General features: G+C 54.5%; 8 protein-coding genes and 2 rRNA genes. 8 read left to right on the forward strand and 2 right to left on the reverse strand.

The annotated features are described in order from the left end of the window. Positions 1–3: 3 nt before the first annotated feature. Genes argR through WC184_00955 form a run of 5 tightly spaced genes read left to right on the forward strand, consistent with a single transcriptional unit; the run spans position 4 to position 4,487 of the window. Positions 4–492 (forward strand): arginine repressor, encoded by a 489-nt coding sequence (gene argR / locus WC184_00935; protein ID MFA7476444.1) that lies wholly within the window; start codon positions 4–6, stop codon positions 490–492. 11 nt (positions 493–503) lie between these two features. Further along, complete coding sequence (argG, locus tag WC184_00940) at positions 504–1,853, forward strand: argininosuccinate synthase (GenBank protein MFA7476445.1); 1,350 nt, start codon at positions 504–506, stop codon at positions 1,851–1,853. Next, positions 1,850–3,241 (forward strand): argininosuccinate lyase, encoded by a 1,392-nt coding sequence (gene argH, locus WC184_00945; protein MFA7476446.1) that lies wholly within the window; start codon positions 1,850–1,852, stop codon positions 3,239–3,241. Before argG ends, argH begins: the two co-directional genes overlap by 4 nt. A gap of 9 nt (positions 3,242–3,250) precedes the next feature. Beyond that, on the forward strand, positions 3,251–3,835 hold the full coding sequence (locus WC184_00950) for a DNA-3-methyladenine glycosylase (protein MFA7476447.1): 585 nt from the start codon (positions 3,251–3,253) through the stop codon (positions 3,833–3,835). Positions 3,836–3,893: 58 nt separating this feature from the next. Further along, positions 3,894–4,487: an NUDIX hydrolase gene (locus WC184_00955; protein MFA7476448.1), complete on the forward strand. Its 594-nt coding sequence runs from the start codon at positions 3,894–3,896 to the stop codon at positions 4,485–4,487. Positions 4,488–4,534: 47 nt separating this feature from the next. Here WC184_00955 and WC184_00960 read toward each other — a convergent pair whose 3' ends face one another. Continuing rightward, entirely contained in the window at positions 4,535–5,101 is a 567-nt protein-coding gene (locus tag WC184_00960; protein MFA7476449.1) for a hypothetical protein, read from the reverse strand. Positions 5,102–5,149: 48 nt separating this feature from the next. Further along, positions 5,150–7,012 (reverse strand): transglycosylase domain-containing protein, encoded by a 1,863-nt coding sequence (locus WC184_00965; GenBank protein ID MFA7476450.1) that lies wholly within the window; start codon positions 7,010–7,012, stop codon positions 5,150–5,152. A gap of 147 nt (positions 7,013–7,159) precedes the next feature. On the opposite strand from WC184_00965, the gene tyrS reads away from it, so the two are divergent. From tyrS to WC184_00980, 3 genes are all read left to right on the forward strand, one after another. Continuing rightward, on the forward strand, positions 7,160–8,467 hold the full coding sequence (gene tyrS, locus WC184_00970; protein ID MFA7476451.1) for a tyrosine--tRNA ligase: 1,308 nt from the start codon (positions 7,160–7,162) through the stop codon (positions 8,465–8,467). A 459-nt stretch (positions 8,468–8,926) separates the two neighbouring features. Continuing rightward, positions 8,927–10,450 (forward strand): 16S ribosomal RNA (locus tag WC184_00975). 285 nt (positions 10,451–10,735) lie between these two features. Beyond that, positions 10,736–13,801, forward strand: a 23S ribosomal RNA gene (locus WC184_00980). The 16S and 23S rRNA genes sit together here, the layout of an rRNA operon. Positions 13,802–13,868: the final 67 nt, after the last annotated feature.

Consider the following 13,868-nt stretch of genomic DNA (forward strand, 5'->3'; position numbering starts at 1 on the left):
GCCATGTCAGGCGTCAAAGGCCTTTCTAAAACGCAGCGCCAACATCGGATTGCTCGTCTCTTGGAATCAAACACGGTTTCAAGCCAAGAGCAGCTAGTCGAGCTTTTAGCTGACGACGGCGTTGCGATCACTAGGGCCACTATTTCTCGTGATCTGGAAGAACTGGGCGTGATCAAGGTCCGTGTTGGAGGCGCTAGTGCGGCTTATGCCATTCCTCATCGGGCAGTCGATCCGGCCCCGCCGCAGGATCATCTGCGGCGTGTGCTCTCCGATTGGGTGGTTGAAATCCAATCGTCGTTGAATCTCGTTGTGCTCACCACTCCTCCCGGTTCGGCCCATGTCGTAGCCTCGGCGCTAGATCGTTCTTCACTGGCTGGCTTGATTGGCACGGTGGCTGGTGATGACACTGTGTTATGCGTGGCGTCTGAAGAGCTGGGTGGCCCAGGTTTGTTCGATGTTCTCTACGACCTCGCTGGTCTGAATACCCCCTGAAAGGATGTATCGTGACCGATCGGTCAGATGCTCGAGTCTTAACTTCTCTTCCCGTTGGCGAAAACGTGGGCATTGCGTTCTCTGGTGGTCTTGACACCTCGGCAGCTGTGGCTTGGATGCGCGAAAAAGGTGCCGTGCCCTATGCCTACACCGCCGATTTAGGCCAATACGATGAGCCTGATCTAGCTAGCGTGCCGCAACGTGCCCTTGAATATGGCGCCAAAGTGGCACGGCTTATCGATTGTCGTGAAGAGCTAGTGCATGAGGGTTTGGTGGCCTTGCAATGCGGGGCTTTTCATATCGCAACCGCTGGTAGAACGTATTTCAACACCACTCCCATTGGGCGTGCCGTAACTGGAACTTTGCTGGTTCGGGCCATGCAGGAGGATGGGGTTGAGGTTTGGGGTGACGGCTCCACCTATAAGGGCAACGACATCGAGAGGTTCTACCGTTATGGGCTCTTAGTAAACGCTAATTTAAGAATCTACAAGCCGTGGCTTGATGCCGCGTTTGTGAATGAGCTTGGCGGGCGTGCCGAGCTTTCACAATGGTTGGCCGAGCGCTCGTTTGAATACCGCGATTCCGAAGAAAAAGCGTATTCCACTGACGCCAACATTTGGGGTGCGACCCACGAAGCCAAAGACTTGGAATCACTTGATACTGGCATGGAAATTGTGGCGCCAATCATGGGCGTTGCCCATTGGGATCAGACCATAACCATTGATGCTGAAGATGTTTCGATTCGCTTTCACGAAGGTTGGCCGGTGGCTATCAACGGGGTTGAATTCGAGGATCGGGTGGCTCTAGTTATGGAGGCCAACACCATTGGTGGCCGTCATGGCTTGGGTATGAGCGATCAGATTGAGAACCGCATCATTGAAGCCAAGAGTCGTGGCATCTATGAAGCCCCAGCTATGGCGCTGTTTCACATTGCCTATGAACGCCTGGTCAGTGCGATTCACAACGAAGACACAATTGATAATTACCGCACTATGGGGCGTCGTTTGGGTCGGCTTATGTATGAAGGGCGCTGGTTCGATCCGCAGTCGCTCATGCTTCGAGAACCACTTCAGCGGTGGGTGGGTTCCACCATCACCGGCGAGGTTACGTTACGACTTCGTCGTGGTGATGATTACTCGATTTTGAACACTGAAGGACCCAATCTTTCCTACTCCGGTGAGCGGCTTTCCATGGAACGCTCGGAAAGTGTGTTCAGTCCGTTGGACCGGATTGGCCAGCTCACCATGCGCAACCTTGATATTGAAGACTCTCGTCGTAAGCTCGGCCTGTACAGCAAAACCGGTGTTCTGGGTGGCGGCGACGATGATCTGGGTGTCTTAGGTTTGGAGTCGGGCCAATGAGCACTCTTTGGCACGGCCGCTTCGAGGCCGGTCCCGCTGAGGAGCTAATGGCGTACACGGTTAGCTTGCCGTACGACCAACGGTTATTTCCCGATGACATCGCGGGAAGCAGGGCTCACGTGCGAGGGTTGGGCCGCTCGAAGCTACTGGACGAAGACGAGGTCAGCGCCATCCTAGAGGCGTTAGCCGCCACCGAAGATGAGTTGCGGCTGGGTACTTTCGTTTTTGTTGATGCCGATGAAGACATTCACACCGCTATCGAACGACGGGTGACTGAAATTGCGGGGCCGGTGGGAGGGAAGCTTCACACCGGCCGCAGCCGCAATGATCAAGTTGCCACCGACCTACGGCTTTTTACCAAGCGAGCTTTGGGTCTAGTGGCCTCCCGAATTCTCGATTTGCAAGACGTTCTCTTTGGCCAAGCTCAAAAGGCTGGTGACGCGTACCTGCCTGGCTACACACATTTACAACGGGCCCAACCCGTACTTTTGGCCCATCATCTGATGGCGCACGCTTGGACTTTGGCCCGTGATTTTGATCGTCTGGTCGATACCTACCAGCGCCTTGATGTGTCGCCGCTTGGGGCTGGGGCGTTGGCTGGTTCCTCGTTACCACTCGATCCTGAAACCGTAGCTTCTGATATGGGTTTTGCCCGGGTCTTTGATAATTCGCTCGATGCCGTTAGCGACCGCGATTTTGTGGCCGAAACACTTTTCGATCTGACCCTCGTTGGACTTCACCTGTCTCGCATTGGCGAAGAAATTGTGTTGTGGTCGAGTGAAGAGTTTGGTTTCTGTCGACTCGACGATGCTTACTCCACTGGCTCCTCCATGCTGCCTCAAAAGAAAAACCCCGATATTGCCGAGTTGGCACGGGGTAAATCAGGACGTCTCATCGGAAATCTGACCGGCTTTCTAGCCACTTTGAAGAGCTTGCCATTGGCCTACAACCGTGACCTCCAGGAAGACAAAGAACCGCTCTTTGACAGCGTCGACCAGGTGCTCTTGGGTCTGGGCGCCATGAGCGGTTTGTTGTCAACGGTTACTTTTAATCATCAGAAGATGGCCCAATCGGCCGATGCTCCCACTACAGCGGCAACCGATCTCGCTGAGTTTCTCGTGGTTGGTGGCATTCCATTTCGTGAGGCACATGCCGTGGTGGGTGCCTTAGTGCGAGAGAGCCTTGATCACGGCCGTGACCTGGCCGAGTTGGTGGCGGATCACCCACTTCTTGGGTCCGAGGCTACGCAACTTCTAGAACCAGGCAGCGCCGCTAAACGTCGCACGACCCGCGGTGGGGGAGGGCCTCAACCTGTCGTGGCTCAAAAGGTCCGCTTACGAGAGCGTTTGGAACTCGATCGACAGCGGCTTAACCAAGTCTTTGCCTAGGAAGATGGCGTGGCTGATCTAGAAATACTGTCTCGTGAAAGCCTGGCTCGTCCGGCCCTAGAAATAGCGCCCTTCTTGTTGGGCAAGGTGTTCGTGGTGGGCGAGCGCGCTGGTCGAATTGTGGAGGTGGAAGCCTACGCTGGCCGACACGATCCGGGCAGTCACGCTTATCGTGGTATGACACCCCGTACCGAGGTCATGTTTGGGTCGGCGGGCCATCTGTACGTGTATTTCACCTATGGCATGCATTTTTGTGCCAACGTCGTGGGTGGCGAGGTTGGCGAAGCACAAGCTGTCCTACTGCGTGCTTTGGCACCCATGCAAGGATTACCCGAAATGCGAGCGGCCCGCCCCAAAGCCAAGCGCGATATTGATCTTTGTAACGGTCCCGCCAAACTTTGCCAGGCTCTTGGTATCGACCGTGCTTTTAACGGCGCCGATGTGGTGGGTGGCGACCAGCGGCTGTTTCTCGCCGACGACGGTTTTGTGCTGCGAGATCCACCGATGGTTTCAACCCGAATTGGGCTCTCGGCTGGTGCCGATTTACCGTGGCGGTTTTATATCGAAACTGATCCCCACGTTTCACGCCGATAACAGTCAACAAGATTCAATTCGGGTCATTAAATTAGGCCACTTTCGCGAAGGTTTATCATTGTTATTTGATGGAGATCACCCCGGCTTAGCCGCCAAAACACATTTAGCCGATGCCCGTCGTTTGGTGTCCGATTATCAAGCAATGTCAGCCGAACAGTTTGCTGTGCAAGCACAAATCTTGGCTTTCGTTGACTCCCATTCCAATGCGTTGTGGCGTACCTGTGAAACAGGTCATCTCACCGGCTCGGCCGTGGTGTTCGACGCCATGGGTGCACGAACATTGCTCATGGCTCATAAAAAACTTCGGCGCTGGCTACAACCTGGTGGACATGCTGATGGTGATGCCAACCTGGCTCGTGTGGCTTGGCGTGAGGCCACTGAAGAAACCGGCATCGCCGATCTTAAGGTCTACCCCCGACCCATTGATCTTGATATCCACTGGGTAGAAACCGCCAAAGAACCTGGTCACAACCATTTAGATGTTCGGTTCTTAGTGGTGGCACCACCCGAGGCGGTTGCCGTCGGCAATCACGAGTCGCATGGCCTAGCTTGGGTTGATCTAGCCGATATTGCTAACCCCAGGTGGGCCCTTGATGAAGGCACATTGCGGCTAGTAGAGAGTGCGACAGCCGCCTTTCACCGGCTCGGCTAAGCCTCGCTCGCTTATAGGGCCTGAGGAGATGGCTAACGGTTAAATGCCTAGACGTCGCCTGGGCTCATGCAGGCTTCCATCTCGTTAACCCGGGCGAAACGGTCGATGGGCTTGGTGATGTGGCTACCGTATTTCTCGGTGACTACGAAGCGTGCTTGGGGGTCGTCGCGAATGGCATCGGCATAAGCCAAACGGTCGGCGAGGAATACACGGTAGTCAGCAATCCACAATCGGGTGATACGAGCGTCACGCGAATCGCCAGTGGGCGCGATTTGTTCTAATTGCACCAGCATCTGCTCAACTCTGGCCGTAGCAACCTCGATCGTGTCGGCACGTTCGTCGGCATCTTTGGCTTCATGAGCTGGTGTTAGCTGCGCAATATCATCATGAGCCAGTTGACAAATGTCGTCGGCGGCTGGCGTCCAGGCTAGATCGTCAAGACGATCTAACATGTCTTTTTCGCCTTGATTGGTGAGCTGGTAGTTGAAAGCCCAGGCCCAAAAAACCGCCATGGCCAAAAATGCCACCACCGCTATAACCTTGCCCACGGTTACCTTGCGGGGCGGTTCTTCATCATCAATTGGTACTGGCGTGGCGTGGTGGGTTCTAGACAATGAAGCTCCGGAGGTTTCAGGGGACCAATTGCAGGCTACCGGGCACTGCTAGTCGCCGGGCAGTCGGCGAATCGTTTTAGGCATCGGATGCATGCTGAGAACCGGAAGGTCTTCATGCGCCGGGGCCATGAAGGCCTGCCAAATACGAGCTGGATAGGTGCCACCGAAAACCGAGATGGGGGTATTGGGGTAGGTCATTGGGATTTGAGCATCGGGGAAACCCACCCAAACTGCGGTCGCAAGCTGCGGGGTGTATCCCACGAACCAGGCGTCTCTATACTTGACCCCGGTACCCGTTTTGCCAGCGGCTGGACGACCGGGAAGACGAGCGGAGGTACCCGTTCCAAAGCTGACGGCGTCAATCAAAATGTTGGTGATCGTGTCGGCCACATCGGGGCTGAGAACCCTGCTTTGGCTGTGGGCATGTTGCCATAACAAGGTGCCATCGGCGCGTTCGATGCGCTCGACGAAGGTTGGGGGTACCAATAAACCCGAGTTGGCGAAGGTTGAGTAGGCGGTGGCCATATCAAGGACCGTCACGTTCTCCGAGCCCAATACCGCGGCTGGAACCGGGTTCATATGGGTGTTGATTCCCAACCGGTGCGCCATTGAGATGGCATTTGATGGACCCACGTCGATCATTAGAGCTGCATAGGCAGTGTTTATTGACGAGGTGGTCATGCGCCGCAGGTTGGCCGAACCTTGCCCGCCGCCGGTAACCACCCAGTCATCTTGACCTTCACCCATCTCAAATGAGCGTGTGGAGGGTGCCGGATAGACCGTGTCCAGAGGCATTCCTTGGCTTAGCGCCGTGGCCAAGACGAAGGGTTTAAAGGTAGAGCCACCAGGGCGGCCTGAGCTCATGGCCAGGTTGTACTTGGCGGAACGGGTTTCGCCGAAGAAGTCGCGTCCACCCACCATGGCGCGTACGGCTCCGCTGTTAGGTTCCATGGCCACAATTCCAACTTCAGGGTCAGTCTCGCCGTTCGGCAAAATCTGGTCGCGAGCGGCTTCTGCTTTGGCTTGCAGCGACAGGTCAACGGTGGTGAAAATTCTTAGGCCGCCTCCATAGAGCATATGGGCCCGGGCTTGGCGGGTTTCCCCAAACTCGGGGTTCGCTAGGAACCAATTGCGCACTTCTTCTACAAAGTGCGCCGCTGGGTAACGAACAGCTTCTACCGAAATTCGTTCAGCAATATGTAGCGGTTCTGCCAACGCTTCATCGAGTTCGGTTTCACTAATGAGTTCTTGGCGGTACATGCCCTCAAGAACGATGTCACGCCGGTCAAGAGCTCGGTTGGGCCAGTCGATGGGGTTAGCGGCATTGGGGAATTTGATTAGTCCCGCGATCAGAGCAGCTTCAGCCAGGGTTACTTCTTCTACCGATTTTCCAAAATAGGTTTGGGCGGCTGCCTCAACGCCGTAGGCGCCTTTTCCGAAGTAGATAGCGTTTAAGTACAGCTCAAGAATTTTCTCTTTGGTCAGAGTTCGCTCTAGCTGCAGCGATAGAGATGCTTCTTCGATCTTGGAATCTAAGCTGCGGCCTTGTTCTAATAACAGCACGCCAATCGCTTGTTGGGTCAAGGTCGAACCACCCTGGGCCACGCCACCGGCGCTCACATTGCTTCGCGCGGCGCGAAGGAGTCCGATTAGGTCGATACCGTTGTGCTGCCAAAATCGGGCGTCTTCAATGGACACCACTGCCTCTACCAAATGGTCGGGCAACTGTTCAAAGGTGACATTGATGCGGTTCTCTTCGCCGTGCAGCACCGTTAAGAGGGTGCCGTCGGACGCGTAGATGGCCGAAGACTGAGCGTTCTCAGGTAGCTCGGGCACAATAGTGACAGGCGTATAGCTACAGGCCGTGGCCACCATGGCCAGTGCAAAAAACGCGACTAGAAAGCGCTTCATATAGATATTGTGCCGTTTGGAGGGTCGAATGTCCGGGCGGTCGACCCCTCTTTTGTGGGCGATTTTGGCTGGTGCCGTGAGGCACATAGTTGAAGTATCACCCGGTTCTAGTTGCGCTTCTGCGTCTTTGTTGGTCACCATAAAGTTGTGTCAGAGTCAACCAGTAACATTCTTGATGACCTAATTGCTCGTGGCCTAATTCAGGATTCTACGGATCTTGCCGAGCTGCGCTCACGCTTAGCAGAAGGCCCTATCACAGTCTATTACGGTTGCGATCCTTCAGCTGACAGCCTGCATGTGGGCAACTTAATTGGTCTTTTGGTTATGCGCCGCTTTCAGCTGGCTGGGCATCGTCCCATTGTGTTGGCAGGTGGTGCTACGGGAATGATTGGCGATCCTGGTGGCCGTTCAGAAGAACGGAACTTGTTGGATGACGCTACCTTGGCCAAAAACTTGGAAGGTATTGTGCCTCAGCTTCGTCAGTTCCTCGATTTCAATGAAGATCTGCCTAACGCTGCCCGGTTAGTTGACAACCGTTCCTGGACGGTGGCTACTTCTGTCATCGATTTTTTACGGGATGTGGGTAAATACGTCACGGTCAATCAAATGCTCGCCAAAGAGTCGGTGAAGAATCGCATCGCGAGCGAACAGGGAATCTCGTACACCGAGTTCAGCTACATGCTGCTCCAGGCCAACGACTATGTGAACTTGGCTGAACTTGAAGGTTGTGAGATGCAGATCGGCGGGTCTGACCAATGGGGCAACATTGCTCTCGGTGTCGATCTGGTGCGGCGGCGTTTAGGCCAAAGCGTGCATGGCTTAACGTGGCCTTTGCTAACGCGAGCCGACGGCACAAAGTATGGGAAGTCGATGGCTGGCGACCAAATGTGGCTAGGTGCTCACCGGTTATCTCCTTATGGTTTCTACCAAATTTGGATGCAAGCCGACGACGCCGATATTCGAACCTTGTTGGCACAGCTCACTTTTCTTCCCTTAGCCGAGGTAGAAGAGGTGGCCGCCCTTCACGCCGCCAATCCGCAAGAACGGGTAGGTCAACGCCGCTTGGCCTATGAGTTGACGGCCTTGGTGCATGGTACTGAAGCAGCTGAGGCCGCTGTTGGTGCTTCGGAAGTCTTATTTGGATCGACCTCTGCCGCCACCGTTTCCCAAGCCGCGTTGGCCGCCTTGCGGAATGAAATTCCTTCCTCGCTCGTGCAAGCTCAGCGTTTTACCGCGGGCGTGCCGGTTGTCGATTTGGTGACTGAAATCGGCTTAACCAAGTCCAAGGGTGAAGCACGCAATCTAATTTCACAGGGCGGCATTTACCTGAATGATTCTGTTGTGTCTCTTGACACACTCGTGAATTCCGATAGTCTTTTGCACGAACGCTTCTTGCTGTTCCGCCGTGGGAAGCGAACCTACCATCTGATTGAGAGTCACAATTCCGACGCCTAAATCCATATGATTAAAGGCGTAAGTCGTGCTCGTTCAAGAAACTTCTGGTTTCGAGTTGGTACACCCTGGTGAAGCTGTTACATTGATGTTTCGCCCCAAACGGGCAAGCACAACAAACCGGGTCGAATTTGACTCGAAATGGGAAGTGCTAGTAGCTTTAAAACTCGCCCCAACGGAACGGTTTCACTCTAGAAACCACCCAGTGGGCAACTTGGACGGCCGGGTAATCCCGAGTCCAACGGCAGCAGAATTTAACTGCGGCGCTTCTTGAAAACGGAATAGAGGATGAAAAAGCTAGTGCGAGTGCTCGCAATTGCTTCGGCAAAGCGACACTTATTTATTTAATGCACTAAGACGGACAACACTGTCTGTTCTGGTGCCAGTCGGTCGACGAGGAAGCCCCTCCGAAGCCGGCTCTCCATGATCTTGGCGGTTACTTCGGTAACTCGCTAGAAGATTTCGACGGAGAGTTTGATCCTGGCTCAGGACGAACGCTGGCGGCGTGCCTAATACATGCAAGTCGAGCGAGGTCCAACCAGTGGCAACACTGGGGAAGACCTAGCGGCGAACGGGTGAGTAACACGTGAGGAACCTGCCCCGAAGTCTGGAATAACTCGAGGAAACTCGTGCTAATACCGGATGATCCCAAAAGTTCGCATGATCTTTTGGGCAAAGTTTTTCGCTTCGGGAGGGTCTCGCGGCCTATCAGCTAGTTGGTAAGGTAACGGCTTACCAAGGCATCGACGGGTAGCTGGTCTGAGAGGACGATCAGCCACACTGGGACTGAGACACGGCCCAGACTCCTACGGGAGGCAGCAGTAGGGAATCTTGCGCAATGGGCGAAAGCCTGACGCAGCAACGCCGCGTGGGGGATGAAGGCTCTCGGGTTGTAAACCCCTTTCAGTAGGGACGAAATTGACGGTACCTACAGAAGAAGCCCCGGCCAACTACGTGCCAGCAGCCGCGGTAACACGTAGGGGGCAAGCGTTGTCCGGATTTATTGGGCGTAAAGAGCTCGTAGGCGGCTCGGTAAGTCAGGTGTGAAAACTAAGGGCTCAACCCTGAGATTGCACCTGATACTGCTGTAGCTAGAGTCCAGTAGGGGAGCGTGGAATTCCTGGTGTAGCGGTGAAATGCGCAGATATCAGGAGGAACACCAGCGGCGAAGGCGGCGCTCTGGGCTGGAACTGACGCTGAGGAGCGAAAGCGTGGGTAGCAAACAGGATTAGATACCCTGGTAGTCCACGCCGTAAACGTTGGGCACTAGGTGTGGGACCTTATCAACGGGTTCCGTGCCGTAGCTAACGCATTAAGTGCCCCGCCTGGGGAGTACGGCCGCAAGGCTAAAACTCAAAGGAATTGACGGGGGCCCGCACAAGCGGCGGAGCATGTTGCTTAATTCGAGGCAACGCGAAGAACCTTACCTAGGCTTGACATGTAGAGAAAAGCCGTAGAGATACGGTGTCCTTTTGGGCTCTACACAGGTGGTGCATGGCTGTCGAAAGCTCGTGTCGTGAGATGTTGGGTTAAGTCCCGCAACGAGCGCAACCCTTGTCCTATGTTGCCAGCGGATAATGCCGGGGACTCGTAGGAGACTGCCGGGGTCAACTCGGAGGAAGGTGGGGACGACGTCAAGTCATCATGCCCCTTATGTCTAGGGCTGCAAACATGCTACAATGGCTGGTACAACGGGCTGCGAAACCGCGAGGTCAAGCGAATCCCACAAAGCCAGTCTCAGTTCGGATTGGAGTCTGCAACTCGACTCCATGAAGTTGGAGTCGCTAGTAATCCCGGATCAGCATTGCCGGGGTGAATACGTTCCCGGGCCTTGTACACACCGCCCGTCACACCACGAAAGTCGGCAACACCCGAAGCCAGTGGCCCAACCCGCAAGGGAGGGAGCTGTCGAAGGTGGGGTTGGTGATTGGGGTGAAGTCGTAACAAGGTAGCCGTACCGGAAGGTGCGGCTGGATCACCTCCTTTCTAAGGAGATTATTCCTAAGTGGTCACATCAATTAGGTGTGCACCCACATTAGGACTCCCAGTTGATGCATTAGCTACTAAGTCCTAGCTCGTTTATAACTAATCGTAGGTTTCGATCTCTTGGTTATGGGCAGCTGGTTCTGTCATCTTCTATTCCGCTTTGAGGGAGTGCCCTAGTCCCCGTCTCTGACGGGGTCTTTGTGCGCCCAGGAACACTTTTGTGAGTGTTGTCTGTTTCTTGAGAATTGCATAGCGAGCACGAGCATCTTTGTAATTTATTTATTTATTCAAGCTACAAAGAGCCAACGGTGGATGCCTTGGCGTCTACTACCGATGAAGGACGTGGGTGGCTGCGAAAAGCCACGGGGAGCTGTCTACCAAGCTTCGATCCGTGGATGTCCGAATGGGGAAACCCGGCACTCGTCATGGAGTGTCACTCCGGTCTGAATATATAGGGCCGGTAGAGGGAACTGGGTGAACTGAAACATCTCATTAACCCGAGGAAAGTAAAGCAACAGCGACTCCCTAAGTAGCGGCGAGCGAAACGGGATCAGCCTAAACCGCAGTGGTGTTAAAGCCTGGTGGCCTTGCCATTGTGGGGTTGTGGGACTCAATAGATAGCGCACCAGAGCTATCACGGAGTTACAAAATTAATAAGTAGTGGAACTATCTGGAAAGGTAGGCCGTAGTGGGTAATAGCCCCGTACACGAAACTTATTGATCTCCGATTGATGTTCCCGAGTAACGCCGGACCCGTGAAATCCGGCGTGAATCTGCGAAGACCACTTCGTAAGGCTAAGTATACGTAGACGACCGATAGTGAACTAGTACCGTGAGGGAAAGGTGAAAAGCACCCCGGGAGGGGAGTGAAATAGTACCTGAAACCGTTGGCTTACAAGCAGTCAAAGCGTCGCCACCTTCGGGTGGTCGTGATGGCGTGCCTTTTGAAGAATGAGCCAACGAGTTACGGTGTGTGGCAAGGTTAACCAGTGATGGGAAGCCGGAGCGAAAGCGAGTCTTAACTGGGCGTTTAGTCGCATGCTGTAGACCCGAAGCCGAGTGATCTATCCATGGGCAGGCTGAAGCGGGGGTAAGACCCCGTGGAGGGCCGAACCCACTTAGGTTGAAAACTGAGGGGATGACCTGTGGATAGGGGTGAAAGGCCAAGCAAACTCGGTGATAGCTGGTTCTCCGCGAAATGCATTTAGGTGCAGCGTTGCGTGTTCAGTCATGGAGGTAGAGCACTGGATGGGTTAGGGGGCCTACAAGCTTACCGACCCCAACCAAACTCCGAATACCATGACTCCAGAGCGCAGCAGTGAGACCATGGGGGATGAGCTTCATGGTCGAGAGGGAAACAGCCCAGACCGCCGGCTAAGGCCCCTAATTCTAGACTAAGTGTAAAACGAGGTGGGATCGCATAGACAGCCAGGAGGTTGGCTTAGAAGCAGCCACCCTTGAAAGAGTGCGTAATAGCTCACTGGTCGAGTAATCCTGCGCGGATAATGTAACGGGGCTCAAGTCTAGAGCCGAAGCCGCGGATCCGTCTTATGACGGGTGGTAGCGGAGCGTCGAGCGTGCACTGAAGCGACGGTGGAAACCGGCGTGGAGCGCGTTCGAGTGAGAATGTTGGCATGAGTAGCGAAAGAGGGGTGAGAAACCCCTCCGCCGAATACCCAAGGGTTCCTGGGGAAGGCTAATCCTCCCAGGGTAAGTCGGGAGCTAAGGCGAGGCCGAAAGGCATAGTCGATGCACAACCGGTAAATATTCCGGTACCACTGTGAGCGCGCCCATTCCAAGTTGGAGTTGCTAAGGGGCTGTCAAACCTACGGGTGCGACGAACCGACCCACTCCGAGGCGGAAAGCAATGAGGGGACGCAGGAGGGTAGATGAGCCCAGGCGACGGTTGTCCTGGGGTAAGTGTGTAGGACGGGGACTAGGCAAATCCGGGCCCCATAAAGTCTGAGACACGAACCGAACCGAATGGTGAAGTCATTAATCCCACGCTGCCAAGAAAAGCCTCTAGTGAGCTCTCACGGTGCCCGTACCCCAAACCAACTCAGGTGGGTAGGTAGAGAATACCAAGGCGATTGGGAGAACTGTGGTTAAGGAACTCGGCAAAATACATCCGTAACTTCGGGAGAAGGATGACCTCATTAGGGTGACGGGACTTGCTCCCCGAGCTCGAAGAGGTGGCACAGACCAGGGGAAAGCGACTGTTTACTAAAAACACAGCAGCGTGCGAAGTCGAAAGACGATGTATACGCTGTGACGCCTGCCCGGTGCTGGAAGGTTACGGGGAAAGGTTAGCTCCCATAGGGGAGCGAAGCTTTGAACCTAAGCCCCAGTAAACGGCGGCCGTAACTATAACGGTCCTAAGGTAGCGAAATTCCTTGTCGGGTAAGTTCCGACCTGCACGAATGGCGTAACGACTTTCCTACTGTCTCAACCACAGACCCAGCGAAATTGAAGTACGAGTAAAGATGCTCGTTAGCTACAGAAGGACGGTAAGACCCCGTGGACCTTTACTATAGCTTGATATTGGATTTTGTTATACGTTGTGTAGGATAGGTGGGAGGCTAGGAAGCATTGGCGCTAGTCAGTGTGGAGCCACCCTTGAAATACCACCCTGCGTATGACGGAATTCTAACTCAGACCCATAATCTGGATCGAGGACAGTGTCAGGTGGGTAGTTTGACTGGGGCGGTCGCCTCCTAAAGAGTAACGGAGGCGCTCAAAGGTTCCCTCAGCCTGGTTGGCAATCAGGCGTCGAGTGCAATGACACAAGGGAGCTTGACTGCGAGACCTACAAGTCGAGCAGGTGCGAAAGCAGGACATAGTGATCCGACGGTTGCGTGTGGAAGCGCCGTCGCTCAACGGATAAAAGGTACCCCGGGGATAACAGGCTCATCTTCCCCAAGAGTCCATATCGACGGGAAGGTTTGGCACCTCGATGTCGGCTCATCGCATCCTGGGGCTGAAGCAGGTCCCAAGGGTTGGGCTGTTCGCCCATTAAAGCGGTACGCGAGCTGGGTTTAGAACGTCGTGAGACAGTTCGGTCCCTATCCTCTGTAGCCGTAAGGAACTTGAGAAAGGCTGTCCCTAGTACGAGAGGACCGGGATGGACGCAGCTCTGGTGTGCCAGTTGTTCTGCCAAGAGCATGGCTGGTTTGCCACCTGCGGAAAGGATAAGCGCTGAAAGCATCTAAGCGCGAAGCCCGTTTCAAGATTAGGTTCCTCACCGGGTTAACCGGGTAAGGCCTGTGGTAGAACACCACGTTGATAGGCCGGAAGTGTAAGCACGGTAACGTGTTCAGCTGACCGGTACTAATCGGCCGAGGGCTTGAATTTTACACACTCATGTGTATTTGAGATGTTCGTGCTCGCTATGAAGTTCTTGAGAGCAGATAACTGCTTT

It is taken from the genome of Acidimicrobiia bacterium (assembly GCA_041676705.1).
Lineage (GTDB): Bacteria > Actinomycetota > Acidimicrobiia > Acidimicrobiales > SKKL01 > Actinomarinicola.

What these genes read in the sequence shown, in the direction of transcription:
- argH (MFA7476446.1), top strand. Translation starts at nt 1,850, where the DNA reads ATGAGCACTCTTTGGCACGGCCGCTTCGAGGCCGGTCCCGCTGAGGAG.
- argR (MFA7476444.1), top strand. Translation starts at nt 4, where the DNA reads ATGTCAGGCGTCAAAGGCCTTTCTAAAACGCAGCGCCAACATCGGATT.
- WC184_00965 (MFA7476450.1), bottom strand. Translation starts at nt 7,012, where the DNA reads ATGAAGCGCTTTCTAGTCGCGTTTTTTGCACTGGCCATGGTGGCCACG.